At 68.4% G+C, this 26,949-nt stretch carries 28 protein-coding genes and 2 pseudogenes; 16 read left to right on the top strand and 14 right to left on the bottom strand.

Annotation, left to right across the window (positions count from 1 at the left end; genetic code table 11):
- Positions 1-21: 21 nt before the first annotated feature.
- The 8 genes from N0B51_RS14195 to N0B51_RS14230 form a co-directional block, all read right to left on the bottom strand.
- The gene (locus N0B51_RS14195) at positions 22-603 is read right to left on the bottom strand and encodes a fasciclin domain-containing protein (RefSeq protein ID WP_259963244.1); all 582 of its coding nucleotides are present in this window, start codon (positions 601-603) and stop codon (positions 22-24) included.
- Between the two features lie 8 nt (positions 604-611).
- Positions 612-1,628: a hypothetical protein gene (locus tag N0B51_RS14200; RefSeq protein WP_259963245.1), complete on the bottom strand. Its 1,017-nt coding sequence runs from the start codon at positions 1,626-1,628 to the stop codon at positions 612-614.
- Between the two features lie 103 nt (positions 1,629-1,731).
- Positions 1,732-2,355: a lysozyme gene (locus tag N0B51_RS14205; RefSeq protein ID WP_259963246.1), complete on the bottom strand. Its 624-nt coding sequence runs from the start codon at positions 2,353-2,355 to the stop codon at positions 1,732-1,734.
- A 115-nt stretch (positions 2,356-2,470) separates the two neighbouring features.
- Positions 2,471-4,066, bottom strand: coding sequence for a DUF1570 domain-containing protein (locus tag N0B51_RS14210; protein WP_259963247.1), 1,596 nt, complete (start codon positions 4,064-4,066; stop codon positions 2,471-2,473).
- A 210-nt stretch (positions 4,067-4,276) separates the two neighbouring features.
- A complete protein-coding gene (glnA, locus tag N0B51_RS14215; RefSeq protein ID WP_259963248.1) occupies positions 4,277-5,686 on the bottom strand; it encodes a type I glutamate--ammonia ligase in 1,410 nt (469 codons plus the stop codon).
- A 77-nt stretch (positions 5,687-5,763) separates the two neighbouring features.
- Positions 5,764-6,102 carry a P-II family nitrogen regulator gene (locus tag N0B51_RS14220; protein WP_259963249.1) on the bottom strand — a complete coding sequence of 113 codons (339 nt, stop codon included), beginning with the start codon at positions 6,100-6,102 and terminating at the stop codon, positions 5,764-5,766.
- A 256-nt stretch (positions 6,103-6,358) separates the two neighbouring features.
- The gene (argC, locus tag N0B51_RS14225; protein WP_259963250.1) at positions 6,359-7,297 is read right to left on the bottom strand and encodes an N-acetyl-gamma-glutamyl-phosphate reductase; all 939 of its coding nucleotides are present in this window, start codon (positions 7,295-7,297) and stop codon (positions 6,359-6,361) included.
- A gap of 4 nt (positions 7,298-7,301) precedes the next feature.
- Positions 7,302-7,649 carry a hypothetical protein gene (locus N0B51_RS14230; protein WP_259963251.1) on the bottom strand — a complete coding sequence of 116 codons (348 nt, stop codon included), beginning with the start codon at positions 7,647-7,649 and terminating at the stop codon, positions 7,302-7,304.
- A 179-nt stretch (positions 7,650-7,828) separates the two neighbouring features.
- Here N0B51_RS14230 and N0B51_RS14910 point away from each other — a divergent pair.
- The 3 genes and pseudogenes from N0B51_RS14910 to N0B51_RS14240 form a co-directional block, all read left to right on the top strand.
- Positions 7,829-7,927 (top strand): annotated as a pseudogene (locus N0B51_RS14910) (hypothetical protein); the annotation flags it as partial.
- 91 nt (positions 7,928-8,018) lie between these two features.
- Positions 8,019-8,774, top strand: a complete 756-nt coding sequence (locus N0B51_RS14235; RefSeq protein WP_259963252.1) for a fatty acid desaturase — start codon at positions 8,019-8,021, stop codon at positions 8,772-8,774.
- A 38-nt stretch (positions 8,775-8,812) separates the two neighbouring features.
- Positions 8,813-9,130: pseudogene (locus N0B51_RS14240) on the top strand (diacylglycerol kinase); the annotation flags it as partial.
- On the opposite strand, the gene N0B51_RS14245 reads toward N0B51_RS14240, so the two are convergent.
- Positions 9,110-10,492 carry a leucyl aminopeptidase family protein gene (locus N0B51_RS14245; protein WP_259963254.1) on the bottom strand — a complete coding sequence of 461 codons (1,383 nt, stop codon included), beginning with the start codon at positions 10,490-10,492 and terminating at the stop codon, positions 9,110-9,112. The pseudogene N0B51_RS14240 and the gene N0B51_RS14245 overlap by 21 nt on opposite strands.
- A 35-nt stretch (positions 10,493-10,527) precedes the next feature.
- Between N0B51_RS14245 and N0B51_RS14250 the strand changes: the two genes are divergently transcribed.
- Complete coding sequence (locus N0B51_RS14250; protein WP_259963255.1) at positions 10,528-11,337, top strand: PdaC/SigV domain-containing protein; 810 nt, start codon at positions 10,528-10,530, stop codon at positions 11,335-11,337.
- Between the two features lie 31 nt (positions 11,338-11,368).
- Positions 11,369-12,196 carry a type I methionyl aminopeptidase gene (gene map, locus N0B51_RS14255; protein WP_259963256.1) on the top strand — a complete coding sequence of 276 codons (828 nt, stop codon included), beginning with the start codon at positions 11,369-11,371 and terminating at the stop codon, positions 12,194-12,196.
- Here map and N0B51_RS14260 read toward each other — a convergent pair.
- Positions 12,193-12,849: a heme exporter protein CcmB gene (locus N0B51_RS14260; RefSeq protein WP_259963257.1), complete on the bottom strand. Its 657-nt coding sequence runs from the start codon at positions 12,847-12,849 to the stop codon at positions 12,193-12,195. The genes map and N0B51_RS14260 overlap by 4 nt on opposite strands.
- Positions 12,846-13,418 carry a heme ABC exporter ATP-binding protein CcmA gene (gene ccmA / locus N0B51_RS14265; RefSeq protein ID WP_259963258.1) on the bottom strand — a complete coding sequence of 191 codons (573 nt, stop codon included), beginning with the start codon at positions 13,416-13,418 and terminating at the stop codon, positions 12,846-12,848. Before ccmA ends, N0B51_RS14260 begins: the two co-directional genes overlap by 4 nt.
- Before the next feature lie 68 nt (positions 13,419-13,486).
- Between ccmA and N0B51_RS14270 the strand changes: the two genes are divergently transcribed.
- On the top strand, positions 13,487-13,780 hold the full coding sequence (locus tag N0B51_RS14270) for a 4a-hydroxytetrahydrobiopterin dehydratase (RefSeq protein WP_259963259.1): 294 nt from the start codon (positions 13,487-13,489) through the stop codon (positions 13,778-13,780).
- Here N0B51_RS14270 and N0B51_RS14275 read toward each other — a convergent pair.
- From N0B51_RS14275 to N0B51_RS14285, 3 genes are read right to left on the bottom strand one after another with little or no spacing between them, the layout of a single operon-like run.
- Complete coding sequence (locus tag N0B51_RS14275) at positions 13,769-14,587, bottom strand: SDR family oxidoreductase (RefSeq protein ID WP_259963260.1); 819 nt, start codon at positions 14,585-14,587, stop codon at positions 13,769-13,771. The genes N0B51_RS14270 and N0B51_RS14275 overlap by 12 nt on opposite strands.
- A 53-nt stretch (positions 14,588-14,640) precedes the next feature.
- A complete protein-coding gene (locus N0B51_RS14280; protein WP_259963261.1) occupies positions 14,641-16,704 on the bottom strand; it encodes a S9 family peptidase in 2,064 nt (687 codons plus the stop codon).
- Between the two features lie 60 nt (positions 16,705-16,764).
- Positions 16,765-17,382 (bottom strand): DNA-3-methyladenine glycosylase family protein, encoded by a 618-nt coding sequence (locus N0B51_RS14285; protein WP_259963262.1) that lies wholly within the window; start codon positions 17,380-17,382, stop codon positions 16,765-16,767.
- A 105-nt stretch (positions 17,383-17,487) separates the two neighbouring features.
- Between N0B51_RS14285 and N0B51_RS14290 the strand changes: the two genes are divergently transcribed.
- The 10 genes from N0B51_RS14290 (at position 17,488) to N0B51_RS14335 (ending at position 26,940) form a co-directional block, all read left to right on the top strand.
- Positions 17,488-17,805 carry a 2Fe-2S iron-sulfur cluster-binding protein gene (locus tag N0B51_RS14290; protein WP_259963263.1) on the top strand — a complete coding sequence of 106 codons (318 nt, stop codon included), beginning with the start codon at positions 17,488-17,490 and terminating at the stop codon, positions 17,803-17,805.
- Between the two features lie 86 nt (positions 17,806-17,891).
- A complete protein-coding gene (locus N0B51_RS14295) occupies positions 17,892-18,890 on the top strand; it encodes a cysteine synthase A (protein WP_259963264.1) in 999 nt (332 codons plus the stop codon).
- A gap of 61 nt (positions 18,891-18,951) precedes the next feature.
- Positions 18,952-19,290 (top strand): hypothetical protein, encoded by a 339-nt coding sequence (locus N0B51_RS14300; protein ID WP_259963265.1) that lies wholly within the window; start codon positions 18,952-18,954, stop codon positions 19,288-19,290.
- Positions 19,280-20,026, top strand: coding sequence for a motility-associated ABC transporter substrate-binding family protein (locus N0B51_RS14305; protein WP_259963266.1), 747 nt, complete (start codon positions 19,280-19,282; stop codon positions 20,024-20,026). Before N0B51_RS14300 ends, N0B51_RS14305 begins: the two co-directional genes overlap by 11 nt.
- 352 nt (positions 20,027-20,378) lie before the next feature.
- Entirely contained in the window at positions 20,379-20,858 is a 480-nt protein-coding gene (locus tag N0B51_RS14310) for a division/cell wall cluster transcriptional repressor MraZ (protein WP_259963267.1), read from the top strand.
- Positions 20,855-21,802: a 16S rRNA (cytosine(1402)-N(4))-methyltransferase RsmH gene (gene rsmH, locus N0B51_RS14315; RefSeq protein WP_259963268.1), complete on the top strand. Its 948-nt coding sequence runs from the start codon at positions 20,855-20,857 to the stop codon at positions 21,800-21,802. Before N0B51_RS14310 ends, rsmH begins: the two co-directional genes overlap by 4 nt.
- Positions 21,802-22,281 (top strand): hypothetical protein, encoded by a 480-nt coding sequence (locus tag N0B51_RS14320; protein ID WP_259963269.1) that lies wholly within the window; start codon positions 21,802-21,804, stop codon positions 22,279-22,281. The genes rsmH and N0B51_RS14320 overlap by 1 nt, the downstream gene beginning before the upstream one ends.
- Positions 22,278-23,999, top strand: coding sequence for a peptidoglycan D,D-transpeptidase FtsI family protein (locus tag N0B51_RS14325; protein ID WP_375545965.1), 1,722 nt, complete (start codon positions 22,278-22,280; stop codon positions 23,997-23,999). The genes N0B51_RS14320 and N0B51_RS14325 overlap by 4 nt, the downstream gene beginning before the upstream one ends.
- On the top strand, positions 23,996-25,486 hold the full coding sequence (locus N0B51_RS14330; RefSeq protein WP_259963270.1) for a UDP-N-acetylmuramoyl-L-alanyl-D-glutamate--2,6-diaminopimelate ligase: 1,491 nt from the start codon (positions 23,996-23,998) through the stop codon (positions 25,484-25,486). Before N0B51_RS14325 ends, N0B51_RS14330 begins: the two co-directional genes overlap by 4 nt.
- The gene (locus tag N0B51_RS14335; protein ID WP_259963272.1) at positions 25,483-26,940 is read left to right on the top strand and encodes a UDP-N-acetylmuramoyl-tripeptide--D-alanyl-D-alanine ligase; all 1,458 of its coding nucleotides are present in this window, start codon (positions 25,483-25,485) and stop codon (positions 26,938-26,940) included. Before N0B51_RS14330 ends, N0B51_RS14335 begins: the two co-directional genes overlap by 4 nt.
- Positions 26,941-26,949: the final 9 nt, after the last annotated feature.

Below are 26,949 nucleotides of genomic sequence, written 5' to 3' on the forward strand. Positions count from 1 at the left end.
TGCGGCGGAAGAGGGGCAGGGTCAGGCCGCGGGCGCGACTTCAGGCTGCTTGACGAAGCCGTCGACCGGCAGGACGACGCCGTTGCTCGCGACAAGCGGATCGCCTTCGATGGTCGCCTTTGATCCGTCGCTGCCCGTCACGACGACCGACCCGCCCACTTCGGAGAAGGTGACTTCTCCATCATCGAGCGTGGTCATCGTCACCGGCCCCTTGCGATCGGCGATCGCCTTGCGGATCGCGTCGAGGGTTAGGTGGCCAGGCAGGATATGTCCGCGCAATACCGCGACCAGTTCCGCCCGGTGGGCATCGTCCTTGAGCGCGGCGGTCTCGCCGTCGGTTGATCCGAAGGCGCCGTCGTCGGGCGCGAGGATGGTGTAGCTGCCGGGACCGTCGAATATGTCGGCCAGCCCGGCCTCCGACAGTGCGCCCGACAGGGTGGTCAGGTCGGGCGCCCCGCCGATCGCCGCCGCCAGCGTGCGGTTGGCCGCAGACGTCGTCGGGCCATCGGCTTCGCTCGCGTTGTCCGACTGCGAACAGGCGGCCAGGGGCGAAAGGAGCGCGAGTGCGGCGGCTGCCGCGATGGGATTCATCTTGGGCATCATCACGTCCCTCATGTCAGCAGCTGGATGGCAGCCTGGATCAGCTGCGTGGTCGGATCGACTTGGTAAACGTACCCGTCCGAATAGCGGTAATACCTGTCGGGCGTGTCGTAGTACCGGTCGCGATAGGCGTAGGGCACGTTGTAGACATCGTAGCCCGACGGCATCGGCTGTCCGACCGCAAACTGGTCGCCGGTCAGCAGCGCCGCGATCGAAGTGATCGCCGCCGTCTCGGGATCGACGCGGTAGAGCACGTTATCGGCATAGCGGTAGCTGTTGGCGGGGCCGAGGTTGTAGTAATCGACGTAATAGTCGGGCACCGAAACCGGCTGGTAGTAGCTCGGCCACGGGTTGCCGATCGACAAGGCGCCGCCCAGCAGCGGGATGTATCCCAGGATCGAGCCGTTCGCACCGGTCCGGTAGAGGTAGCCGTCGTCGTAATAGTAACGACCGTCGCCGAGCGATCGGTAGCCGAAGTACGACGGGCGGAAATAGCGGTCTTCCCAGCCCGCGCGCTTCTTGGCGAGCCCCGGGGGCATGCAGCCGTGGTTCTTCTTGGCGAGTCCTGGGGGGCAGCCTTCTATGTAACCATAGCGGTCGCGGTCGCCGAACGACACGGTTCGCACTTCGCGATAGCCCTCGCGGCGGTAATCGCGGTCATCGCCCCGGCGATAGTCGCGGTCGGGACGGCGTTCGACCGAACGCTCGACCTTGCGCGCCTGATTGGCCTGGGACGCACGATCGGATTTCGCGGCCTTTTCCGGGGGGCCTCGGTCGGGTCTATCGGGCTTCTCGCGGGGTCCCCGCGCGTCGTTTGCCCTGGGGCCATGATCGGAATGGGCAGCTGCCTTCATCGACGCTCCCCTGTCCAGTTTTCCGCCGTCACCGTGGCCAGCTCCGTGGGCCTCCATGGCGGCGTGGCCGCCAGCCTTGTCGGCACCCTTGCCCTTGCCATTGCCGGGGTCGGCATAAGCGCCGCCCGCGGCGAGGGCGATGGCGGCCGCGCTCATCAGAAACTTGCGCATCATGCATCTCCTTTTGCTCCGCTGAACGGCGGGCGCCGCGCGACAGTTCCATGAACGACTGACAACGAATGTTAAAATACGGAAATAAAATGAAATTTTGCCTGTTTCAGGATTCCTGCGCATAGCGCCGGGCTTCTGCCTCGCGCCGCCGGACGAGGCCCTTGAGAACCCGGCCGCCGGCCCGGGTCCAGCGGCCGAACTCGCGCCGCGCCCCGGCGAAATCCCCCGCCACATGGCGCCGGGTCAGCGTTGCCCGTGCGATCGCGCCGGTGTTGTAGTGGAAGCTGACGAGCGCATCGAACTGCGGCTGGCTCGTCGGTGCATCGCCGATCGCCTTGCTGACCGCCGCGGCATGGCGGGCAAGATCGGCGACCAGGCGGGCTTCGCACTGGCTGCGGGTCCAGACCGTATCCGGACCGATGTCCGGCCCGGTCGCGCCCCATCCGATCGTCCACGGGGCGCCGCCGGAACCCGGATCCGGATAGGCCTCGACCAGCCCGTCGGACCGCAGGCGGGCGAACCCCTCGAACTGCTGGATAAGGGCGATGCCGGCTGCGCTCACGCAGCGTCGCGGGTGGTCCCGTTCCGAGGCCCGCGCGCACGGGACGACGGCAGCATCTCGGTCTTCGGTGGCGGCGTCGATCGCGGCATCGAGGAGGGCGATGTCCGCGCGCGTGAAGCCGCGCCCGAGAAGGCGTCGAACGGCATCGAAGATCGGCTTGCGGTGCATGGGCGGCCTCGTGCGCGGCGAATCGAGGCAGCGTGACTAGACAGGCCGGAGCCGTGTAGGAAAATGAAAAAACCGGGAGCCCTGCCGGCAAGGCGCCCCGGTCAGCGGCGAAGGATCAGGACGCGGTCACCTCGGCCGGCTGGGGCTTCGGCGTGATCGCGCCCGTCTTCTCGTCGAAGCGACCGTCCTTCTTCGCTTCCAGCCGGTCGAGCATATCGCGCGGAGTCTCGTAGTTGTCGATGTTGGTGTATTTCTCGGCATAGGTGGCGACCAGCTTCCCGCGGCGCTTCTTCTCTTTTTCGTCGCCGTCGAACGCGCCATAGGCGGCCGGCTCGATGATCGCGATTGCGTCGTCGACCAGGCCGCGGTTCTCGAAATCCCTGGCGAGGAGGTAGCGGATTTCCTCGTTCTGGGGGAGGAGCTGGAATGCCTCGACCATGTGGTTCTGTGCCACGAGGGACGGCAGGGCCCCTTGCTGGAGAAAGCTCTTGAACAGGGCCACCCGCGGCGCGGTGGCAACCGCTGACAGCGCGATGGCCCGGTGCAGCGGTTCGCGCGCGGCGGTCAGCTGGTCTTCGCTAGCGCCCCGCGCGAGCTGGCCGACGAGTGCCTCGCCCTTCTCGGTCAGGCCGATCACGTTGTTCGGGTCGACACGCAGCAGGTGCTCGGCGGTTTCGAGCGCCGCCGCGTGCCTGCCGGCCAGGTTTTCCAGTTGCGACTGGATTTCCAGCCCCATCACGTTTTCGGGGGCAGCCTTGCGGATATCCGCCACGGCGCTGATGATCTTGGGCAGGGCCGACACCGGATAGCCGGAATAGAGGCGGATGCGATAGCGCATCAGCTGGCTTTCCATGTCGTTCAGTTCCCGCACCGGAATCTCGCCGAAATCCATCGGCTTGAGCGACAGGCGCATCGCCTGGATATTGCTCTTGTGCTGGCGAAGTTCCTTGTCGAGCGCATCGAGGTCGCCGAACGAGTCGGTCGCCGCCTTTTCGTAGGGGACTCCGGTCGCAACCGCCTTGAGGTACCGTTGCAGCTGCGCCCCGCGCTCCTTGTTCTGCGCTCCGAGATGTGTGAGCAGCCACCCCTGGGCATAGAGCTGTCCGATATCATCTCCCACGTCGCTATACGACTTGGCGGTCAGCAGTTTTCTGGTCGGCAGCCAGGAATTGCCGCGGATCGTGTCGATGCGGAAGTAGGGCGCATGGCCGATCTCGACGACGTTCGTTTCGGGGAAGGCCATCGTGCCGTAGTATTCGGCGAACCCTTCCGAGTACCAGCTCGGGTAGTTCGCATTGAAATACTGGTACATGTAATGGTGCAGGTACTCGTGCTGGCGAACCTCCGGTCCCCAGTCGTACGACTGGCGCGACGCCTTTTTCGCGCTGTTGCGGCCGGCACGCAGGACATTGCGGAAGGTCACCAGAAACGGACCGTCGGCCGTGCTGTTGTAGTAGCCGCCCACGCCCTGCATCGGATAGGGAAAGGTCGCGTTGACCTCGTCCATGTCGGCGACTTCGAACATCGTCACCTTGACCGGGCTGGCGGGCCGCGTGTTACCGGTAAGCGCGCGGACGAGCGTGTCGAACGTCTCCATCCGGCTGACGGTCTCCACCAGCTCGTCGGCCGGCGCCTCCGAGTAGTAGATGAAGTGCTCGGTTTCGGCGACGCGCCAGTTGGCGTGTGCGGGTGTTGCGATCACGGCGGCCATGCCGCTGAGGAATGCAAGAGCTCGGGAATGATTAGGCATGGCGTCCCTGGCGAATGAATGCTGGCCCGGACCCCCCTGGCACGGGCACCATATCCAGCCCGAAGCGATCGCCCCCGGCAATGGCAGAACAGGGTTATCCCATGGAATATCGAAAGAAAAGGGGCGCCCGGCAAACCGGACGCCCCTTTCTTGCGCTCACGCCTCGATGGATCAGGCGCTGAAGTACATGTCGTATTCGACCGAGCTCGGCGTGGTCTCCCAGCGGCTGACCTCGTCCCACTTCAGTTCGACGTAGGCGTCGATCTGGTCCTTGGTGAAGACATCGCCCTTGAGCAGGAACTCGTGGTCGGCGTCGAGGCTCTCGAGCGCCTCGCGCAGGGAGCCGCACACGGTCGGGACCTCGGCGAGCTCTGCCGGCGGCAGGTCGTAGAGGTTCTTGTCCATCGCGTCGCCGGGGTGAATCTTGTTCTGGATCCCGTCGAGGCCCGCCATCAGCAGCGCGGCGTAGGCGAGGTAGGGGTTCGCCATCGCGTCGGGGAAGCGGAATTCCACCCGCTTGGCCTTTTCGCCCGCGCCGTAGGGGATCCGGCACGAGGCCGAGCGGTTGCGCGCCGAATAGGCCAGCAGCACCGGCGCCTCGAAGCCCGGGACCAGCCGCTTGTAGCTGTTGGTCGTCGGGTTGGTGAAGGCGTTCAGCGCCTTGGCGTGCTTGATCACGCCGCCGATGAAATAGAGGCACATGTCGGACAGTCCGGCATAGCCGTTGCCGGCGAACAGCGGCTTGCCACCGTCCCAGATCGACATGTGGGTGTGCATGCCGCTGCCGTTATCGTCCTTGATCGGCTTGGGCATGAAGGTCGCGGTCTTGCCATAGGCGTGGGCGACCTGGTGCACGACGTACTTGTAGATCTGCATCCGGTCGGCGGTCTCGACCAGCTTGCCGAAGGTGAGGCCGAGTTCGTGCTGCGCGGCGGCCACCTCGTGGTGGTGCTTGTCGCACGGCAGGCCCATTTCGATCATTGTGGTGACCATCTCGCCGCGGATGTCGACCGCGCTGTCCACCGGGGCGACGGGGAAATAGCCGCCCTTGGCGCGCGGACGGTGGGCGAGGTTGCCCGCCTCGTAGTCGCGCCCCGTGTTGGTCGGCAGCTCGATGTCGTCGATCCGGTAGCCGCTCGCCGCGTAGCCGTCCTCGAAGCGGACGTCGTCGAACATGAAGAACTCGGCCTCGGGGCCGACGTAGACGGTGTCGCCGATGCCGGTCGACTTGAGGAAGTTCTCGGCCCGCTTGGCGGTCGAGCGCGGGTCGCGGGCGTACCATTCGCCGGTCGACGGTTCGACGATGTCGCAGAACACGATCATCATCGGGGTCGCGCTGAACGGGTCCATGTAGACCGCGTCGAGGTCGGGCTTGAGGATCATGTCGCTCTCGTTGATGACCTTCCAGCCGGCGATCGACGAACCGTCGAACATCAGCCCGTCCTCGAGTTCGTCCTCGCCGAGGACGCTCGAAACCATTGTCAGGTGCTGCCACTTGCCCTTCGGATCGGTGAAGCGCAGGTCGACCCATTCGACCTCGTTCTCTTCGATCTGCTTGAGGACGTCCTTCGCTTTCGACATGTCATTTCCTCTTGGGTTGCCCGTTTGCGGTCGGGCGGGGATGGATCTGGCCGGCGATTGCGCCCCGGCCGCGAAACTCAGATGGCGGCGTCGTCCTTTTCGCCAGTGCGGATGCGCAGGGCGGAATCGATGGTGGAGACGAAGATCTTGCCGTCGCCGATGCGGCCCGTCTGCGCGGCGCCTGCGATCGCCTCGACCACGCGCTCGGCCTGGTCGTCGGCGACGATCACCTCGAGCTTCACCTTGGGCAGGAAGTCGACGACGTATTCCGCCCCGCGGTACAGCTCGGTGTGGCCCTTCTGGCGGCCAAAGCCCTTCGCCTCGGTGACGGTGATGCCCGAGACGCCGACTTCGTGCAGCGCTTCCTTCACCTCATCGAGCTTGAACGGCTTGATGATCGCTTCGATCTTTTTCACGTGACCCCCACATTCCGCTCGGTCTTGCGCATTCGGCCAGCCCCCGTTCGCGCCAGCGCGCGAAGGCGACCGGCCCTCGTGATGTCCATGCGTGCCCGGTCTTCAAGAATCGTGCCAAGGCCGCCCCGGTCGCCTAGGACATCGGAAGGGCGGTTGAAAGGGCGCTTTTGGACAGAAACGGCTCGCCCCAACGTAGGCTCGAGCAATTTTCTAAGCCGGCGCAAACGATGCTGCCCGTCCTCCGTGCAGCCGCTGCCTATTTTTTGGGCAACCGCAATCCCGCCGTCTCGTCGAGTCCGGCCATCAGGTTGAGCGACTGGACCGCCGCGCCGCTCGCGCCCTTGCCGAGGTTGTCGAGCACCGCGACGAGCCGCGCCTGCGATCCGTCGGCCGCGGCGAACACGTGGAGGTCCATCGCGTCAGACGGCGCGCGCGAGCCGCGCAGCAGCAGTTCGCCGTCCTGCGGGGCGGAACCCATCCGGACCACCGCGCTGCCAGCGTAAAAGGCAGCGAGGTGGGCGTGCAGCGCATCGGGCCCGGCGGCGGCGGGCATTGCCGAGAGCGGCAGCGGCACCTCGACGACCATCCCGCGGTGCGCCGGGACCACCGCAGGGGTGAACAGCGGCGCTTTCTCGAGGGCGCAAAGGGCCTGCATCTCGGGCACGTGCTTGTGTCCGAGCGCCAGCGCATAGCCGCGCCAGGCGATGTCGGGATCGTCCTCGAACCGGGCGATCAGGTTCTTGCCCCCGCCCGAATAGCCGGAGACCGCGTTGCAGGTGTACGGCCAGTCCGCGGGCAGCAGCCCGGCGCGCACCAGCGGCGCGAGGAGCGCGATGAAGCCGGTCGAATAGCAGCCGGGATTGGACACCCGCATGGCCCCGGCGACCGCCTCGCGTCCGACCACCTCGGGAAAGCCGTAGGTCCATCCCTCGGCGACGCGGTGCGCGGTCGAGGCGTCTATGACGCGCGTGCCGCTTGCCGGGTCGAGCAGGGAAACGGCTTCGCGGGCGGCTTCGTCCGGCAGGCACAGGACCGCGAAATCCGCGTCGTTCAGCGCCTCGCGACGGGCTCCGGCGTCCTTGCGCCGCGCCTCGTCCAAGGTGACGAGCTCGAACTCGGACCGTCCACCAAGCCGCTCGGCGATCTCGAGGCCGGTGGTGCCCACCGCGCCGTCGATGAAGACGCTCGACCCCATGTGGTCAGCTTTCCGAGACGAGTTCGGCGAGGTGGAGATAGCCCGACGGCCCTTCCGGGCCGAGGCAGCCCCAGCACCACGGACCGGCGTAGTCGAGCGCCTCGAACCGCGTGCCGGCCTCGAGCCGCATGACGGGATCCGATCCCTCGCGCGGCTGGCAGAGCAGGGTCGCGCCAGCCGTGCCGATCGTGCGCACCTGCGGCACCACGTAGTGCGCGCAGAGATACCGATCGGCGAGCGCGATGTGGGCAAGGTCGCCGCGGATCGCCACGGTTCCGACCGCCGGGCGCGCGACCGGGCCTGACAGCGAAAGCTGGCCTTGCGGAAGCGGATATTCGGTCGCGTCGGTCACTGTGAAGGTCGGCCCCGGGGAATTGCGTGGCGCGCGCTTAGACGCAAGCGCGTGAGCGGGCAAGTTAGCCCGCACTCGCCTAACGAAGAGTGCACCCCGGTGCATCGCGCGGCGCAAGCAGATGCATCTCCCCGCAGATCCCTTCCGAACCGATCGATCGGTCCGGAAGGGAGACCACCATGCAACCTCTGAACAAGGCGACTTTCCACCGCGATCCACACCGCGCGCGGCGGATCGCGCTGCTAAAGGCCCATCCCGAGTTGCGGGCGCTGATCGGCCTTGAGCCGCGCACGCTGCACTGGATCATCATCGTGGGCAGCACACAGGTCGCGCTCGCCGCGATAGCATCCCTCTTTCCGTGGTGGGGGAATGCTGATCCTCGCATGGTGCGTCGGCGCGTTCCTCGCGCTCGCGCTGTGGACCCTGGTTCACGAGTGCTCGCACGACCTGGTCCTGCCGCGCGTCGCCGGCAATCGGCGCCTGGGCATCATCGCCTCGCTTCCGCTCGGGCTGCCGGTCGGGGCGCCGTTCCGGACATATCACCTGCTGCACCACCGCCACCCGGGTCACGCACGGCTCGACGTCGACGTGCCGGCACGGTGGGAGTGTCGCTTCGTGCGCAACTGCGCCGTGCGAAAGGCCCTGTGGCTCGCCGCGAACCCGCTGCTGCAATCGATGCGGACGGCGCGCATCCGCGAGGTTTCGATGGCGGACCGCTGGTTTGCGCTCAACCTCGTGCTGCAGGCGATGTTCAACGCGGCGATCGTGATCGCGTTCGGTTGGCAGGCGCTGGGGTACCTGCTGGCAGCGAACTGCTTTTCGCTCGGCCTCCACCCGCTGGGCGCACGGTTCATTCAGGAGCACTGCACGCTGCGCGACAGGCAGGAGACCAACTCTTACTACGGCGTGCTCAACCGTCTGGTTTTCAACGCGGGCTATCACAACGAGCATCACGATATCGCGCGCATTCCGTGGAGCCGGTTGCCGCAGCTGCGCCTAGCGGCGCCCGAGTTCTACGACGAGCTGTACGCCGAGCGGTCGTGGGGCGCGCTGTTCGTGCGCTTCCTGACGGACGCAGACATGCGGATCGACGGGCGCGTGATTCGCGGCGAGGGCCGGCCATGAAAGGCGCCGGGATGATCAGGAGGGCGGGCTACAGCCTCGCAGGATTGCGTGCGGCCTGGCGTTCCGAGCGCAGCTTCCGGGACCACCTCGCTGCGTCGGGGCTGCTGCTGGCTTGCATGGCGGCCCTCCAGCCTGCGGGGTGGTGGTGGGCGGTGATCGTGCTGGCAATCGCATGCGGCTGGGCGTTCGAGGCGATGAACGCCGCGTTCGAGGCGCTGTGCGACTGCGTGCACCCCGGACGGAGCCCGGTGATCGGGCGGGCGAAGGATATGGCCTCGGCCGCCGCGTTCATCGTCAATTGCGCGACCGCGGTATTGGCGATGGCGATGGCGCTCTCAGCCGTAGCGGGTCTGTAGCATGTGCCATGCCGCGCGCAGGCCGAGCGCGGCGCCGCCCTTGGGCCGGCCGGGCTTTGCCGCAGGGCGCCAGGCGAAGGTATCGAAGTGCGCCCAGTCGATGCCGTCGCCAACGAACTTGTCGAGGAACAGGCCCGCCACGCTTGCCCCGGCATAGCCGTTGGTCGCCGCGTTGTTGGTATCGGCGATATCGGACTTGAGGTACTCGTTGTAGGCCTCGGGAAGCGGCAGGCGCCACGGTTCGTCGTCGTGCGCCTTGCCCGCCTCGATCAGCGCCTGCGCCGTCGCGTCGCGGCGGGCCATCAGCGCAGGTAGGTCGGGTCCCAATGCGACTCGCGCCGCTCCGGTCAGGGTGGCGAAGTCGATGATGAGGTCAGGCTTTTCCTCGCTCGCGCGTGTCAGCGCATCGCCGAGGATGAGCCGACCTTCGGCGTCGGTATTGCCGATCTCGACCGTCAGGCCCTTGCGGCTGGCGAGCACGTCGCCCGGGCGGAAGGCGTTGCCCGCGATCGCGTTCTCGACCGCGGGCACCAGCAGGTGCAGCCGCACCTTCAGCCCGGCGCCCATGATCAGGCCCGCGAGCGCGATCGCGTGCGCGGCACCGCCCATGTCCTTCTTCATCAGCGCCATGCCGGTCGCCCCCTTGATGTCGAGTCCGCCGGAATCGAAGCACACCCCCTTGCCGACGATTGCGAGGACGGGGTTCTTCTCGTCGCCCCAGGTCAGGTGGAGCAGACGCGGCGCGTGCTCGCGTGCTGCGGCGCGGCCGACGGCGTGGACCATCGGGTACTCGCGCTCGAGCGCCTCGCCCTTGGTGACCGAGAGCTTCGCCTTGTGCGCCTTGGCGAGCGCCTCGACCTCGGCCTCGAGCGCGGCGGGGCCCATGTCCTCGGCCGGCGTGTTGACGAGCGTGGCGACCTTCATCGCGGCCTGCGCCTCGGCGATCGCGGGCTCGATCGCCTTTGCGTCCCTGGTCAGCAGCACGCGTGCGCCGGCCGCCTTGTCGTCGTCCTTGTAGCGGGTGAAGCGGTACTGCGCGGTCTGCCAGCCGAACAGGGCGGAGCCGGGCTCGCCGTTCGCGCGCCGGTAGGTGCCTTCGGGAAGGACCTCGGCAAGCTTGGCCATGCACCAGCTCGACAGGCTGTCGGGGTTCGCCACCCCGCCGACCGCGAACCAGTCGTCTCCGTCGGGCACGATGCCGACCTGGTAGCCGCTACCGTCGAACTTCTGGGCTTCGAGCGCGGCGCGCTGGCCCCTGGTGAGCGATTTAGCCCAGTCGGCGAAACCGTCCTTGTTGACGAGGTGGATCGAGACGGCGTTCTGGCCGCGATCGGGCTGGATAAGTTCGGGCTGCTTGCTCATACCCGTCTCACCTAGCGACCCTTGCGAGGATTCCAATGCCGATCCGGCCGTTGCTGCCCGCGCTGCTGATGCTTGCCGCCTGCTCGTCGCCCGAAGAGATGGCCGGCAGGACGGGCGTCGAGCGAACGGCCGAGGCGAAAGCGAGCGTGGCGGCTTCGCCCGGCGACGCCAAGCGCGCGGCCTACGCCGAGTCGGAAAACAACGACCTCTTCAGCTATGCGTTTTCCTACCCGGCGCAGGTGGGAGCGCATCCCGAACTGGCGAAAAGACTGAAGGCCGCGGCCGACAAGGCGAAGGCCGACCTGATCGCAGAAGCGAGGGCGGGGCAGGCCGACGCGAAGGCGAGCGGCTATCCGTTCAATCCGCACAGCTGGCGCGAGGACTGGAAGGTCGTCGCCGACCTGCCCGGCTACCTCAGCCTGTCGGGCGCGTTCTCGACATTCAGCGGGGGCGCGCACGGGATGTACGGCCTCGAATCGCTGGTGTGGGACAAGCAGGCGAAGAATGCGATCGACGGAATCGACCTCTTCCGCTCGCCGGGCACGCTCGAGGCGGCGATGCGAGGCGACCTGTGCCGGGCGCTCGACGCCGAGCGGACCGAGCGACGCGGTACGGACTTGGGCGGTGGGGGCGGAATGTTCGATGACTGTCCCGGCCTTGACGAGGCAACTATCCTAGTCGGATCTTCGAACGGCCAGACCTTCGACCGGATCACCGTGTGGTACGGCCCCTACGTCGCCGGCCCTTATGCCGAGGGGGCGTACGAACTCGATTTCCCGATGACCTCCGAAATGCTCGGCGCGGTAAAGCCGGCCTTTGCCAGCGCGTTCAGCGCCAAGCGGTGACTTTTCGCTTGCCAGCGCCTATGTGCGCCGGATGACCGAATACCAGACCGTCACCGGCACCGAGACCGTCATCCGCGACGGCACGATCAAGCTCCACGGCCCCGAGGGTTTCGAGGGGATGCGCAAGGCCGGGCGGCTCGCGGCGGAGATTCTCGACGCGCTGGCCGACATAGTGCAGCCGGGCGTCACCACCGGCGCGCTCGACGACGTGGTGCGCCAGATGACGCTCGACGGCGGGGCGGTGCCCGCCACCCTCGGCTATCGCGGCTACACGCATTCTTGCTGCATCTCGGTGAACCACGTGGTGTGCCACGGCATTCCCGGCGACAAGGCGCTGAAGGACGGTGACATCGTCAATATCGACGTGACCCCGCTGCTCGACGGCTGGCACGGCGATACCAGCCGGATGTACCTCGTCGGCGACGTCCCGCTCAAGGCGCGACGGCTGGTCGACGTGACGCACGAATGCCTGATGATCGGGATCGAGAAGGCGCAGCCCGGTGCGCGGCTCGGCGACATCGGCGCGGCGATCCAGGCGCACGCCGAAAAGCACCGCTACGGCGTGGTGCGCGAGTTCTGCGGCCATGGCCTGGGCCGCCTGTTCCACGACGCGCCGGAAGTCGTCCATGCCGCGAAGGCGGGCACCGGCCCCGAACTTCGTCCCGGCATGTTCATGACCATCGAGCCGATGATCAACCTCGGCCGCCCGTGGGTGAAGCTGCTGAGCGACGGCTGGACCGCGGTGACCCGCGACAAGTCGCTCTCCGCGCAGTTCGAGCACTCGATCGGCATCACCGAGGACGGCAACGAGATCTTCACGCAGAGTCCGGCGGGCCGCGACAAGCCGCCCTACGCCTAGCCCTCGCGCGCCGCGCGCACCGCGGACCCGGCCGCGAAGGGCGCGATCGCGCACAACGCCAGGCTGATAGCCGCGCACAATGCCAGTCCCGCGCCGTCGGGGTTGGCGAGCGCGCCCGCGCCGAAGATCAGGATCGGTACCGCCAGCGGGATCAGCAGCAGGCCGCCCAGAGCCACACCCGTGCGCAACGTTGCCGTGAGGGCGGAAATGGTCAGGCCGATCGCGGCGAGGCCGGGGGTGCCTGCCACCAGGCCGAGGAGCAGGAGGCGGGTCGTTCCGCTCGAGAGGCCCAGCAGCGCAGCGCCGGGAAGCGCGGCGACGAGAAGCAGCGGGCCGAAGCTGAGCCAATGCGCGAGGAGCCGCACGGCGAGTACCAGCTCCTCCGATATCCCGCGAAGCGCGAACTGGTCGAAGAACCCCGCTTCGAGGTCGGGCGCGACGAGCCGGTCGATCGGCAGGATCGCGGCGAGGAGCGCGGCGACCCACAGGACGCCGCCGCCGGTCCGCGCGAGCAGCGGCGCATCCGGCCCCACGGCAAAGGGAAACAGCACCGCCACCGCGACGAAGAACAGCACCGGCAGCCACGGTCCGCCGCGGCCGCCGCCGAACAGCAGGCCGAGGTCGCGGCGGAGCAGGGCGGCCAGCAGGCTCACGGCGCGAACTCCGCCAGCGCGATCGTCCGCAGGCCCGGAAGCGCGAACGGCTGGTGCGATGCGATCACCGCGATTCCGCCGTCCGCGCAATGATCGGCGATCCGCGCCTCCAGGGACCGCGCGGCCTGGGTGTCGAGGCCGTTGAGCGGTTCGTCGAGCAGCCAGATGCCGCCGCGGCGCGGGTTCGACTGCAGCACCGCCGCGCGCTTGCGCTGGCCGGTCGAGAGAAACCGGACGGGCACATCATCGATTGCGGCGAGCCCCGCGTCGCGGCCTGAGAGAGTGCCGTCGATCCGCCCCCAGAACGCCAGGGCTTCGCTTAGCGGGAGGTGCTCGTCGAGCGGCAGGTTGCCGTCGAGCAGGGCGATCGGGCCGCTGCTTTCGACCGCGCCCGCGAAAGGGCGCAGCAGGCCTGCGAGGATGCGCAGCAGGCTCGACTTGCCGGTGCCGTTGGCGCCGCTGACCTGCAAGGCCTCGCCCGGCGTCAGCGCAAACGACAGCCCCGCGAACAGGACCCGGTCGCCCCGGCGGCAGGCGAGATCGTGTGCGGCGAGACGGGCCCCTTCCATCGTCGGCGGCGTTAGGCCATGGGCGCGTGACCGACAAGCGAGGCCGGGAAACAAAAGGAACGCACGCCATGGCGATTGCCGAACTGACCGAAACCGAACGCAACGCGGCGCTGGCGGAGCTCGCCGGCTGGAGCCTGTCCCGCGAGGGCAAGGCGATCGAACGGACTTTCACCTTCACCGACTTCAGCGAGGCGTTCGCCTTCATGACCCGCGCCGCGCTGCTTGCCGAGAAAGCCGACCATCATCCCGAATGGTTCAACGTCTACAACCGCGTCGAGGTCACGCTGACCACGCACGACGCGGGCGGGGTCAGCCAGCGCGACGTGGCGATGGCAAAGGCGATGGACGCGCTAGTGGCCTAGCGGCCGGGAAGAGGCGCGCGCGCGCTTGCGCATCCGGCCGGGCATCCACCGGCTCGCGAAGGCGGCGCGCCGGGCGGTCTTGCCGACGAGGGTGTGCAGCCTTTCGCCATGCACCGCGTCCCAAGCGGCCTGGGCGACTTCTAGCACGGGGGTTATTTCCAGACCCCCTTCGATCACGCGGGTGCGGATCGATTCGTTCGTCGCCTGGTTGGGCGTCTTGTCGATGAGCGGGGTGTCGATGAACCCCGGCATCAGGTCACGCACCTTGACGCCGTGTTCGGCCCATTCCGCGTCGAGCGCCTCGGTGATCGCGCGAACCCCGAACTTGGTCGCCGAATAGACGCTTGCCCCGCTCGTGCCGTACAGGCCCGCCGCGCTGGCGGTGTTGAGCAGGCACGATCCGGGCGCGGTCTTCTTCAGGTGCGGCAGGGCGGCCTGCGCGCCGAACAGCACGCCCTTGAGGTTGATGTCGAGGCAGCGTTCGATCTCTTCTGTCGTGTTCGTGTCGAGCGCGCCGCCGAGCGGAATGCCGGCGTTGTTGGCGACGACGTCGATGCGTCCCCCCGCGGCGGTCGAGAATGCGGACAGCGCAGTGTCCCACGCCGCCCGGTCGCGCACGTCGAAGCGATGGGCAAAGGAAAACCCGCCATGTCCGGCATCGCCGATGCGCGCCTGGGTTTCCTGCATCCCCGCCGCATCGACGTCACCGAGCCCGACGAACCAGCCGCGCCCCGCGAAGTATTCGGCAATGGCGCGGCCGATGCCCGATCCGCCGCCCGTAATGAAGATCGCCTTCCGCGTGCTCATGTCCCACTCCCGCGCCGCCGCCTCCGGGCGATAGCGCGATGGGTGGCCGATTGCTACTGGCCCTGGTCAGCAAGCCCCCGGACGTATCCCGCGCCCTCGATTACTTTCGCTGTCGAATTGGCGACCGCCTCGCCGATCGGCTCCGCCCGCCCGCCAAGGCAGGTGGCGAGGAAGTTCTCGGCAACCGCGTTGAACGCGATGTTGTTCGCCGGCCGGGCAAAGCCATGCCCTTCGTCCGGGAACAGAACGTAGGTGACCGGGATGCCCTTGGCCTTCATCGCCTCGACGATCTGGTCGCTTTCGGCCTGGTTGACACGCGGATCGTTGGCGCCCTGGCCGATCAGCAGCGGCCGCACGATGTTCCCGGCGCTGTAGAGCGGGCTGCGCTCCTTGAGCATGGCGAGGCCGTCGGGCGTGTTCGGGTTGCCCATTCGCTGGTGGAACTGGTTCACGATCGGCGTCCAGTAGGGCGGGATCGTCTTCAGCAGTGTCTCGAGGTTGGAAGGGCCGACGATGTCGACGCCGCAGGCCCACCGCTCGGGCGTGAAGGCCATGCCGGCAAGCGTGGCATAGCCGCCGTAGCTGCCGCCCATGATCGCCACCTTGTCCCTCGGCGCGATGCCCTTGCCGACCGCCCAGTCCATGGCGTCGTCGAGGTCGTCCTGCATCGCCCGGCCCCACTGGAGGTCGCCTGCCGAAATGAAGTCCTTGCCCAGCCCGGTCGAGCCGCGGAAGTTCACGCTCATCACCGCATAGCCCCGGTTGGCGAGCCACTGGTGATAGGGATTGTAGCCATAGCTGTCGCGGCCCCACGGACCGCCGTGAACCAGCACGACCAGGGGCACCGGGGTTTCGGGCAGGCCGTCGCGGTCGATATCGCTGCCGGGCGGGAGGGTGAGGTAGCTAACGAGCGTTTTGCCGTCGCGCGCCGGAATCTCGAGCGGATGCATCGGCTGGAGCGGCATCCCCACGAGGTCGGGACGGGCGGTATAGAACTCGGTGAGGGTGGACGCCTTTCGGTCGTAGAGCCATGCCTTGGCGGGCGATGTCACCGGGTCGTTCACCACGACCCACTTGGTGTCGTCGTCCGTGCGGCTGGTCACCGAGAACTGGCCTTCTAGCTTGCTCTCGAGCCAGTCGAGCGAGGCTTTCACGGCAGGATCGAGCGCGGTCCATTCGGTCTTGAGGTAATTGACCGAATACGCCTCGACCTTGCCGGTCGTCGGGTTGGACAGGGCACCGCCGATATCGGCCTTCGGGTTCTCGGCGATGATCGTCTTCTCGCCGGTCGCAGTATCTTGCGCGACCAGCGCGGCGGTATTCCGGCCGCGGCTGTCGATCCAGTAGAGGGTCTTGCCGTCGGAGGTATAGCCGGCGGGGGACGTCGTCAGCGAATCCTCGAGCGTGGTGGCTTCGGACGGCGTTGCGGCGACCGTGCCGTCGACGATCGGGAACATGTCCATGCCGCCCGCCGCGTTGGCCCGCAGCGCCATGCGAAGCGCAAGCGAATCGTCGGCGAGAAATCCGGCGTACCCTCCTTCGTTTCGCAGCACCTCGGTCATCTTTCCGCTGCCGAGGTCGAGCAGGTAGACGTCGTGGAACCGCGCGTCGCGATTGTTCACGCCGATCAGCAGCTTGTCCTTGATCGTGTTCGAGCTGCCGATCATCTGGACGGTGGTTTTCTCGAACGGGGTCAGCAGGGCTTCGCTGCCCCCCGCGATATCGACCCCGTAGAGCAGGAAGTTCTCGTCGCCGCCCTTGTCCTGGATGTAGAGCAGGCTCCTGCTGTCGGGCGCCCAGAAGTATTGCCGGATCGGCCGATCGCTCGCCGCGGTCATGGGCCTGGCGGCGTCCGGATCGCTTGCCGGGGCGAGCCAGACGTTCATGACCCCGTCGCGCGGGGCGAGCCAGCTCAGCCATTTGCCGTCCGGGCTCAGCCGGCCCGCGCTGCGGGTGGGATTGCCGAACAGGACTTCGCGCGGGATGAGGGGGGCGGCCTCTGCCGCGGCATTGACGGATGCGGGCATCGGCGCCTCTTCGATAGTGTTTGTGGTGGTGCAGGCAGTCAGCGCGAGCGCCGAGGCAGCGACGACGAGCGATGATTTGACAAGCGCCATGGCGTAGATCTCCCCAAGCTGTTTTATGGTGTTAAGACAGGAGGGCGCGGGGTCGCAACCCTAGAGCGCTGGATTGTTGTAGCAATGCCAGGTGAAAATGGCGGTGGCCCCCCGGTGCGGCCGCCAGCCTTCGGCAAGCGTGCGGGTTTCCTTTTCATCCGGGCGCGCGTCGAGGCCGAGAATCTTGCCGAGGCCCGCCTGCACCGCGAGGTCGCCGGCGGGCCAGATATCCGGCCTCCCTTCCGCGAAAAGGAGATAGATCTCGGCGGTCCAGCGACCGATGCCCTTCACCTTCGTCAGTTCGGCGATCGCCTCCTCGTCGTCTGTGGGCAGGGCGCCGAAGTCGATCGCCCCGGCGCCGACCAGCTCGCACAGCGAGCGGGCATAGCCCTGCTTCTGGCGCGATAGGCCGCAGGCGCGCAGGGTGTCGAAATCGCGCGACAGGATCGCCTCGGGGTCCATCGCCGGGCCGACCTCCGCCTCGAGCCTGGCCCACATGCTCGCGGCCGCCGCGACGCTGACCTGCTGGCCCACGATCGCCCGCAGCAGCGTCGCGTGGCCGCGCTCGCGGATGCGCGGCTCGGGATAGCCGGCGGCTTCGAGCGCGCGCGCCATGGCCGGTTCGCGCGCGGCGACCGCGTCGAGGCTCTCCCTGATCTGGCTTGCGGTGAGGCCCACCTTTCGCGTCTCCCGGATTATCGCGGCAATCTTGCCAAAGCGGCGCCCAGCCCCTAGCAGCCGCGCCGAGCGCCCGACAGGGCAAAACCGAGGACCTTGACCACCATGCCCAAGCTGATCGTCGTCAACCGCGCCGGTGAGGAAACAGCCGTCGATGTCGCCGATGGCCTGACCGTGATGGAGGCGATCCGCGACAACGGGTTCGACGAACTGCTGGCGCTGTGCGGCGGGTGCTGCTCCTGCGCCACCTGCCACGTCCACGTCGATCCGGCGTTCAAGGATAAGTTGCCGCCGATGAGCGAAGACGAAGACGACCTGCTCGAATCGAGCGATCACCGTGACGAGAACTCGCGGCTCGGCTGCCAGGTGCCGTTCACGCCGGATCTCGACGGGCTCAAGGTCACCATCGCTCAGGAAGACTGAGAGATACGGCCCCGCCAAGGCTGGGTAGCAGACCGCAAACCGGAATTGCGTTGCTGCCCGCCGGGCGCGGTCCTAGCTCGGCCCCCATGACTGCCCCTGTTCGCGCCCAGGCGCTCGACCTCATCGGAAATACCCCGCTCGTTCGGCTCGCCGGCCCCAGTGCCGAGGCGGGCTGCGACATCTTTGGAAAGTGCGAATTCCTGAACCCGGGTGGCAGCGTGAAGGATCGCGCCGCGCTTGGGATAGTCCGCGACGCGGAAGCATCGGGGGACCTCAAGCCCGGTGGCACGATCGTCGAAGGCACCGCGGGCAATACCGGCATCGGCCTCGCACTGGTCGGCAACGCGCTTGGCTACCGGACGATCATCGTGATGCCCGACAACCAGAGCCGCGAGAAGATGGCGACGCTTCGCGCGCTGGGCGCCGAACTCGTCCTCGTGCCGCCGACGAAGTACTCGGACTGCAACCACTTCGTGCACACCAGCCGCCGCCTCGCGGAAGAGACGCCGGGCGCGATCTGGGCCAACCAGTTCGACAACACCGCCAACCGCAAGGCCCACATCGAATCCACCGCGGCGGAGATCTGGGACCAGCTCGAAGGCCGGATCGACGGCTTCACCTGCGCGGTCGGCACGGGCGGCACGCTCGCGGGCGTGGCGATGGGCCTCAAGGAGCGCGACGAGAAGGTGACGATCGCGCTGACCGATCCGCACGGCGCGGCGCTCTACAGCTATTACGCCACCGGCGAACTGCAATCGGAGGGCAGCTCGGTCGCCGAGGGAATCGGCCAGGGCCGGATTACCGGCAATCTCGAAGGCGCACCGATCGACACCCAGTTCCGCGTCTCCGACGAGGAAGGCCTCGAGTGGGTCGCCCGGCTGCTGCGCGAGGAAGGGCTGTGCCTCGGCCTGTCGTCGGGCATCAACGTCGCCGGCGCGATCGCGCTGGGCAGGCAGCTGGGGCCCGAAGCGCGGGTGGCGACGATCCTGTGCGACACGGGCTTCCGCTACCTCTCCACGCTCTATTCGCCCGAATGGCTGGCGGAGAAGAAGCTGCCGGTCTTCGACTGGCTGAAGCCTGCCTGAGGTGGCCCATTCCGACCGACAGAAGTTGACTGGTTGGCGGCATAGGCTAGCCTTGCGGTCGATGGCCGGCCGACCGCCCACGCTCGTTACCCAGGACGAGGCGCCGATCTCGCCACTCGGCGGGACGCGCGCCCAGGCGGTCCAGCGCCTGCAGGTCGGCGTATCGCTGCTGCTCGGCATCGTGCTCATCGTCGGCCTTGCCAACGTGATCGAGGATCGCGCCAAGCAGAGCGACGATGCCGCCGTTCCGCAGGCGGCTGCGACGGTCGAGCCCAGTCCGGCGACCACCGCCAACGATCCGCTGGCGGACGCGGGCGTGGTCCCCGACCTTCCGGCCGAGGCCAAGCCGAACCCCAGCGCGCCGGCGGTCCAGGACCTCGAACCCGACGATGGGCCCTAGGGTCAGGCTCGCCGCCGCGGGGCTGTTCGCGGCGTTGCTGGGTGCCGGCATCGTGGGACAGATACTCCCCGACGCCCCCGCGCCGGGCGACAAACCGCCGCTCGGGCTGTTCACCTCGCTGCCGATCTACTGGGCCGAAAGCGCCGATATCGCCGATGCGCTCGACGCGGGCGCGAATGGTGGCCACTGGGCTCGCGTCGCGCTCGAACGCGACAACCGGCTGGTCCCTCTCGACACGCTCGACGGTCTCGAACTCAAGCGCCTCGGCCGGCTGGTCATGGCACAGCCGCGCCCGCTCGCCCCCGTCGAGAACGTCGCGCTCGACAACTGGGTGCGCGGCGGCGGTCGCCTGTTGCTGTTCGCCGACCCGTTCCTCACCGAACATTCCCGCTTCGTGCTGGGCGACCGGCGACGGCCGCAGGGCATGGTGCTGTTATCGCCGATCCTGAAGCGGTGGGGGCTCGAGCTCCGGTTCGACGAAGGCCAGGGCCAGGGTGAACGGAGCGAGACGGTCGATGGAATGACGATCCCGATCGACATGGCGGGCACGCTTGCGCCGGCGGAGCCTGGCGCGCCGTCGGACTGCACGATCGCCACGGGCGGCCTCCTCGCGACCTGCCGAATCGGCGCGGGAGAGGTCACCGTTGTCGCCGATGCCGCGCTGCTCGACCGCGACAGGGATGCCCGAACGGGCGTGCCGGTGCTCGCGCAACTGGTCGACCGCGCGTTCGATTGACCCGGCCCGCGCGGGGTACGGGAAATTGCGGGACGCAGCCGCAGACATCCTGAAGATTGCCGGGATTCCGCCGCTTTCCGGCCGGCAGTGCGACGTCCGCGCACACGCAAGGCCGTAGGCTTTTCCACATGTAAATGCGGTATTAACCGCTCGATCCCGTAATTTCCCGCACTTTTCCCTTCCATCCCGGCCGGTAGAAAGTTAATAGACTGTTCCATCGGACATCACGTTTCCGCCGCACCGCTACGAACGGGGGTGCGAGCCACCGGCGCTTGCGCAGGGGGATGCGGGAAAGGCGTGTCTGCGGGGGCGGCCTCTTCGGCGTTCGAAGCGGGCCCAGGGATGGGGACGGGTGGCAGCTTTGCTTTTTGGCGGCTTCAGCGGACAGGCCTTTTCGCCACTCGGCGACAAGGGGCGCTTCGTCCTGCCGCCGCTGTTCCGCAGCGCGGTCAAGGAATCGAGCGATGGGCGCGTCCTGTGCCTCGACAAGCATCCGCGCTTCACGTGCCTCGTCGGATTCGGCCTCTCGCGCCAGCACGAGCTGGAGGCCCAGCTCGACCGCGAGGAGGACCGCGCCGGACCTAACTTCGACCGCGACACGCGCGCCGCGCAGCTGTTCGGCTTCACGCGGGTGCCGTTCGACGATTCGGGCCGCTTCGTCCTGCCCGATCACCTGCGGATGCTGGGCAACATCGACGATGCGCTGTTCTTTCAGGGCGGCGGGCGCAGCTTCACGATCTGGAACCCCGCCGAACTGATGAAGATGGACGACGCCTGGGCGGCCGCGAAGGCCGCCTGCGCGCAGTTCCAGGCCGAGGGGAAGGGCAAGTGAGCGCGCCCCACGTCCCCGTCCTGCTCGAGGAAGTGGTTGCCGCGCTCGCCCCCCAGCCGGGCCACGTCATCGTCGATGCGACCTTCGGGGCGGGCGGCTACACCCGCGCGCTGCTGAACGCGGGCGCCACGGTGCACGCGTTCGACCGCGATCCCGACGCGATCGCCGCGGGCCGCGCCTGGCCGGAAACTGCGGAAAACCCGCCGCGGCTGGTTCTCCACGCCCGGCGTTTCTCCGAGATGGTTAACGCGCTCGCCGAGTCGGGGCTCGCGCGGGTCGACGGGATCGTGATGGATATCGGCGTGTCATCGATGCAGCTCGACCAGGCGGGGCGCGGGTTCGCGTTCTCGGCCGAAGGTCCGCTCGACATGCGCATGAGCCAGGACGGCCCGAGCGCGGCCGACTTCCTGAACCAAGCCGATGAGGGCGCGATCGCCGACGTGCTCTACACCTATGGCGAGGAACGCCAGAGCCGCCGGGTGGCCCGCGCGATCGTCGCGGCGCGTCCGCTTGCCACCACCGGCGACCTGGCCCGCGTGGTGCGCAAGGCGCTGGGGTATCGTCCGGGCGCTCCCAAGGATCCCGCCACCCGCAGCTTCCAGGCGATCCGCATCCATGTGAATGCCGAGCTTGACGAGCTAAACGCTGCGCTGTCGGCGTCCGAGGTCTTGCTGGGCGAAGGCGGCCGGCTCGCCGTCGTCAGTTTTCACAGCCTCGAAGATCGGATCGTCAAGCGGTTCCTGCGCGATGCGTCCGCTGTGCAGGGCGGTTCGCGCCACCTGCCGCAGTCCGAAGCCCCGCCCGCGACCTTCGCGCGGGTGTCGAAGGGCATTCGGGCATCCGAAGCCGAAGTCGCCCGCAATCCACGCGCGCGCTCAGCCACCTTGCGCCACGCGGTCCGCACCGCTGCGCCGGCGCGGCCGCAGCCGCTGAGGGCCGCGTGATGCTGGCCGGAAGCCGCCTGCGCCAGATCGGATGGGCCGTGACCCTTGCGCTGTGCTGCGCGGCGTTCGCGGCGCTGACGTTCAAGGTCAACTCGGTGCGCAGCGAAGTCCGCCTTGCCGAGCGGAGGATCCTGTCGCTCCAGCGCGAAAAGATCCTGCTCGAAACCGAGTTCGAGACCCGTGCCAGCCAGCAACAGCTGGCCCAGTGGAACGCGGTCGATTTCGGCTACCAGGCGCCAGGGCCTGGGCAGTATCTCGAAGGCGAACGTCAGCTCGCGGGCCTCGGCGAAGCGCGCCTGCCAACGGCACCGGCACCGATCCGGGTCGCCCGTGCGGCGGACGACACCAGCGAGGTCCGCTTTCCGGCCATGGTCAGCCCGCTGACCGGCAAGCCGGTCCACACCGTTGCGGACGACAGCCGCTCGCTGGCCGACCAGCTGGCGAACGGCGGGGCCTTCCTTGCCGAGGCCGGCCAGTGAACGCGTTGACCTACACCGCCGCGATCCATTCGGGGCGGGTCCAGCTCGTCACGATGCGCCAGCGGTCGCTCAGCACGGCCCGTCTGCGCGTGCTGTTCGTAGCGGTGCTGTTCGCCGTGCTGGCGGCCGCGGCGATCCTGCGCATCGGCTATCTCGGCCTCACCGGCAGCGGGCGTCCGGTGACCTCGTTCGAGGAGGCGCTGCTCCCGCCGCGGGGCGAGATCACCGACCGCAACGGCGAACCGCTCGCGCGGGCGTTTCCCGCCTTCGCGCTGTGGTACAATCCCGAAGCGCTCGGCGACGGGAGCCCGCTGGTGAAGGGGCCGCGCGCGGTCGCCCGCGAACTCGCCGCGATCTTCCCCGACGTCGACGAGACCGAGCTGGCCGACCGGCTGGCAAGGGGCAAGCCCGGCTACCTGCGCCGCCGCGTGCTGCCCGAGGAGGCCAATCGGGTCCAGGCCATCGGCGAACTCGCGCTCGAACTGCCGCAGGAGACCGACCGGCATTACCCGCAAGGTTCGATGGCGGCGCACGTCCTTGGCTACGTAGGCGCCGACGGGCACGGCCGCGTCGGCATGGAAGCCGTGCTCGACGAGCAATTGCGCGACCCGGCCACGCGCGGCCAGCCGGTGCCGCTGTCGATCGACGTGCGGGTGCAGGGCGCGCTCGAGGACGAACTGACTCGCGGGATGCGCGCGACCAATGCGATCGGCTCCGCCGGCATCGTGCTCGACGTCGACACCGGCGAAGTCCTTGCGCTCGCCTCGCTGCCGGAATTCGATCCCAACCACATCGACCAGGCCGGGGTCGACAACATGTTCAACCGGGTGACCAACCAGGTCTACGAGCTCGGCTCCACCTTCAAGCCGCTCACCGTCGCCTCGGCGATCGAGAACGGCGTGATCACTGATTTTTCGAAGCGGTACTCGGCCCGGCCGTTTCCGATCGGCGGCTTCACGATCAAGGACAGCCACGACCTCGGCGCTTCGCTCAACGTGCCCGAAATGCTGATCCATTCGTCAAACGTGGTCACCGCGCACATCGTCCAGGACCTGGGCGCCGACCGGCTGCAGAAGACGATGGCCGATCTGGGCATGGACGAGCGGCCTTACATCGAACTTCCCGCGCGTGGCTTTCCGCTGTGGGCGAAGGGCAAGTGGCCGCTGCTGCGCGGGATGACGGTCGGTTACGGCCACGGCATCGCGGTCACGCCGCTGCACCTCGCCAGCGCCTATGCCGCGATGGTCAACGGCGGCATCTGGCGACCGGCCACGATGCGCAAGGTCGAACCGGGACACGCGCCGAAGGGGCGCCGGGTGTTCAAGGCGAGCACGTCCGCGCGGATGAACCAGCTGCTGAGGATGATCGCCGTCTACGGCACCGGGCGCAACGCGAACGCGCCGGGCTTTCGCGTCGGCGGAAAGACCGGATCGGCCGAAAAGCCGGGTGCGGGCGGCTACCGCAAGAGCTCGCTCGTCTCGACCTTTGCCGCCGCGTTTCCGATGGACCGGCCGCGCTACGTGGTGATCGCAATGCTCGACGAACCGAAGGGGACCGTGGCGTCGAGTTTCCAGCGGACCGCGGCGTGGAATGCGGCGCCGATCGTCGGGCGGCTGGTCCCGCGGATCGGCCCGATCCTGGGCGTCGCGCCCGATTCGACCCGCGACGTCGACCTGACCGATCTCGACCCGCTGGTGCCACACGGAGGGGGCGAATGAAACTTGCCCGTATCGCCGCCGCCGCCGGGTTCGAAGCAGGGGTCGCCGCCGGGGAGACCGTGACGGGTTTCGCCATCGACCACCGCAAGGTCGCGCCGGGCACCGTGTTCGGCGCGTTCCAGGGCGCCTCGTTCAACGGCGAGGACTTCATCGCCGCCGCGGTCGCCGCCGGGGCGGTGGCCGTTGTGGCGCGTCCGCAGGCGAAAGTGGAGGGTGCGCTTCACATCGCCGACCCCCAGCCGCGGCGGATGTTCGCCCGCGCGGCCGCGGCGTTCTTCCAGCCTGTCCCCCCGACGGTGGTCGCGGTGACAGGGACCAACGGGAAGACCTCGACCGTCGAGATGACCCGCCAGCTGTGGCGCATGGCCGGGCTGAGCGCGGCCTCGATCGGCACGCTTGGCGTCACCACCCCCGACGAGAGCGTCTCGACCGGGCTGACCACCCCCGACATCGTGACCTTCCTGTCGAACCTGACCGGCCTCGCCCGCGAGGGGGTGACGCACGTCGCCTACGAGGCGTCGAGCCACGGCCTCAGCCAGTTCCGGAACGAGGGCCTGCACGTCGCCGCCGGGGCCTTCACCAACTTGAGCCGCGATCACCTCGACTACCACGCCGACATGGACGATTACTTCGCCGCCAAGATGCGGTTGTTCGACGAGGTCGTGGCCGACGGCGGCACGGCGGTGATCTGGCGCGACGGCGATGGATGGGCCGAACGCGCCGAGGGGCACGCGCGGAGGAGGGGGCTGCGCGTGTTCTCCGTGGGCGGCGATGGCGAGGACATACGCCTCGTCGCCCGCAACCCCGGACGTCTCGGCCAGGAACTCGAGATCGAATGCGCGGGCGCGGTGCGCAAGGTGAACCTGCCGCTGATCGGCGCCTACCAGGCCGCGAACGCGCTCGTCGCGGCGGGCCTCGCGATCGCGACCGGTGGCGATCCGACGGCGACCTTCGATGGCCTCGCGCGGCTTCAGCCGGTGCGCGGGCGGCTCGAGCGGGCGGCGCTCAACCGCGCGGGCGCGCCGATCTATGTCGATTACGCGCATACGCCCGACGCTCTCGAGGCGGCGATCGCGGCGCTGCGACCCCATGTCGGGGACGACCCGCGCGGGCGCCTGATCGTGGTGTTCGGCGCAGGTGGCGACCGCGACCAGGGCAAGCGCGCGGAAATGGGCCGGGTTGCGGCGGAACGCGCCGACGTGGTGATCGTCACCGACGACAACCCGCGCGGGGAAGACCCGGCGGCGATCCGCCGGCAGGTGATGGACGGGGCGACCGGCGCGCGCGAGATCGGCGACCGGCGGGCGGCGATCGCCACCGCGGTCGCGCTGGCGCAGGCGGGGGACATCGTCCTCGTCGCGGGCAAGGGACACGAACAGGGCCAGGTCATCGGCTCGGGAGAAAACATGAAGGTATTGCCGTTCGACGATGTGACCGTGGCGCGCGAAGCCGCCGCGGCCGGGCCCGAAGGCGGATCCGGCGAATGATCGCGCATTCGGCCTTGCGGGCATGGCCAAGGCAGAAGCGCGATGCGCTGCGCCTCGCGCTGTGGACTTCTCAGGAGATCGCCGAGGCCACCGGCGGCGTGGCGAGCGGCGCATTCCAGTGCGCCGGCGTCGAAATCGACAGCCGCGACGTGCGCTCGGGCGACCTGTTCGCGGCGCTCAAGGGCGAGGCGACCGACGGCCATCGCTTCATTGACAAGGCGTTTGCGAACGGCGCCGCCGCCGCGCTGGTCAGCCAGCCCATCGACTGGCCGCACGTGCTCGTTTCCGATACCGCTGAGGCGCTTGCGATGCTCGCCGCCGCGGCCCGGAATCGCGCCGAAGCCGTGCGCATCGGCGTCACCGGATCGGTCGGCAAGACCGGGGTCAAGGAAGCCATCTTCACCGCGCTTGACCGCACCAGCAGGGGTGCCGCGCACCGCAGCGTCCGCAGTTACAACAACCATGTCGGCGTGCCGCTCAGCCTCGCCCGGATGCCCGCCCGCGCGAAGTTCGGCGTGTTCGAGATGGGCATGAACCACGCCGGCGAGATCGAGGGACTGACCGCCCACGTCCGCCCGCACGTCGCGGTCGTCACCACCATCGCGCCCGCGCACATCGAGAATCTGGGTTCGATGGAAGCGATCGCCGACGCGAAAGCCGAAATCTTCGCTGGGCTCGCCGCGGGCGGTACCGCGGTTATCCCTGCCGACAGCGAATTCGCGGATCGCCTGCGCGGCCATGCCGAGGCGCGGGGCGCGCGCGTGATGACGTTCGGGCGCGCCGCCGGATCGGACGCCCGGCTGCTCGACGCGATTCCTTCGGCCAACGGCGGCTCGCTGGTGACCGCCGACATCGACGGGACGCGGCTGTGCTATTCGGTCGCCGAACCGGGCGATCACTGGATCATGAACTCGCTCGCCGTCATGGCGGCGGTCAAGGCGGCGGGCGGCGATCTTGCCGCCGCCGGTCTCGCGCTCGCCGAGATGGGCGGCCTCAAGGGCCGCGGCGCGCGGCACCGGATCGCGGTGCCGGGAGGTCACGCGCTGGTGATCGACGAAAGCTACAACGCCAACCCCGCGTCGATGCGCGCGACGCTGCGTCAGCTCGGCCAGACCCCGGCCACCCGGCGGATCGCGGTGCTCGGCAGCATGAAGGAACTGGGCGACTTCGCTCCCACCATGCACGCCGGGCTGGTCGAACCGGTAAGCGAAGCGCACATCGACCATCTGGTACTGGTGGGCGACGAGATGCGTTTTCTGGCGCGCGAACTGGGGAAAGGCATCGCCGGCGCGCTTGCCGCTCCTGTCAGCTTCGCGCATTGCGATGGACCCGGCGAAGCAATCGCGGCGCTGGAGGAGTTCGGGCTCGCAGGCGGCGATGCGGTGTTGGTCAAGGGATCGAATTCGGTCGGTCTCGGGAGGCTGGTGGCGCACCTCGTCGACCGCGGTCGTTAGGCGAAGGCA

The sequence above is a fragment of the Tsuneonella litorea genome (assembly GCF_025154015.1).
Classification (GTDB): domain Bacteria; phylum Pseudomonadota; class Alphaproteobacteria; order Sphingomonadales; family Sphingomonadaceae; genus Tsuneonella; species Tsuneonella litorea.

Coding starts and splice junctions, on each gene's coding strand:
- N0B51_RS14305 (WP_259963266.1), top strand. CDS start 19,280: ATGGGCCCTAGGGTCAGGCTCGCCGCCGCGGGGCTGTTCGCGGCGTTG.
- N0B51_RS14295 (WP_259963264.1), top strand. CDS start 17,892: ATGACTGCCCCTGTTCGCGCCCAGGCGCTCGACCTCATCGGAAATACC.
- N0B51_RS14200 (WP_259963245.1), bottom strand. CDS start 1,628: ATGATGCGCAAGTTTCTGATGAGCGCGGCCGCCATCGCCCTCGCCGCG.
- N0B51_RS14250 (WP_259963255.1), top strand. CDS start 10,528: ATGCCGATCCGGCCGTTGCTGCCCGCGCTGCTGATGCTTGCCGCCTGC.
- N0B51_RS14290 (WP_259963263.1), top strand. CDS start 17,488: ATGCCCAAGCTGATCGTCGTCAACCGCGCCGGTGAGGAAACAGCCGTC.
- ccmA (WP_259963258.1), bottom strand. CDS start 13,418: ATGGAAGGGGCCCGTCTCGCCGCACACGATCTCGCCTGCCGCCGGGGC.
- N0B51_RS14330 (WP_259963270.1), top strand. CDS start 23,996: ATGAAACTTGCCCGTATCGCCGCCGCCGCCGGGTTCGAAGCAGGGGTC.
- N0B51_RS14270 (WP_259963259.1), top strand. CDS start 13,487: ATGGCGATTGCCGAACTGACCGAAACCGAACGCAACGCGGCGCTGGCG.
- N0B51_RS14245 (WP_259963254.1), bottom strand. CDS start 10,492: ATGAGCAAGCAGCCCGAACTTATCCAGCCCGATCGCGGCCAGAACGCC.
- N0B51_RS14320 (WP_259963269.1), top strand. CDS start 21,802: ATGCTGGCCGGAAGCCGCCTGCGCCAGATCGGATGGGCCGTGACCCTT.
- N0B51_RS14195 (WP_259963244.1), bottom strand. CDS start 603: ATGATGCCCAAGATGAATCCCATCGCGGCAGCCGCCGCACTCGCGCTC.
- N0B51_RS14280 (WP_259963261.1), bottom strand. CDS start 16,704: ATGGCGCTTGTCAAATCATCGCTCGTCGTCGCTGCCTCGGCGCTCGCG.
- argC (WP_259963250.1), bottom strand. CDS start 7,297: ATGGGGTCGAGCGTCTTCATCGACGGCGCGGTGGGCACCACCGGCCTC.
- N0B51_RS14205 (WP_259963246.1), bottom strand. CDS start 2,355: ATGCACCGCAAGCCGATCTTCGATGCCGTTCGACGCCTTCTCGGGCGC.
- N0B51_RS14235 (WP_259963252.1), top strand. CDS start 8,019: ATGCTGATCCTCGCATGGTGCGTCGGCGCGTTCCTCGCGCTCGCGCTG.
- N0B51_RS14275 (WP_259963260.1), bottom strand. CDS start 14,587: ATGAGCACGCGGAAGGCGATCTTCATTACGGGCGGCGGATCGGGCATC.
- glnA (WP_259963248.1), bottom strand. CDS start 5,686: ATGTCGAAAGCGAAGGACGTCCTCAAGCAGATCGAAGAGAACGAGGTC.
- N0B51_RS14300 (WP_259963265.1), top strand. CDS start 18,952: ATGGCCGGCCGACCGCCCACGCTCGTTACCCAGGACGAGGCGCCGATC.
- N0B51_RS14335 (WP_259963272.1), top strand. CDS start 25,483: ATGATCGCGCATTCGGCCTTGCGGGCATGGCCAAGGCAGAAGCGCGAT.
- map (WP_259963256.1), top strand. CDS start 11,369: ATGACCGAATACCAGACCGTCACCGGCACCGAGACCGTCATCCGCGAC.
- N0B51_RS14210 (WP_259963247.1), bottom strand. CDS start 4,066: ATGGCCGCCGTGATCGCAACACCCGCACACGCCAACTGGCGCGTCGCC.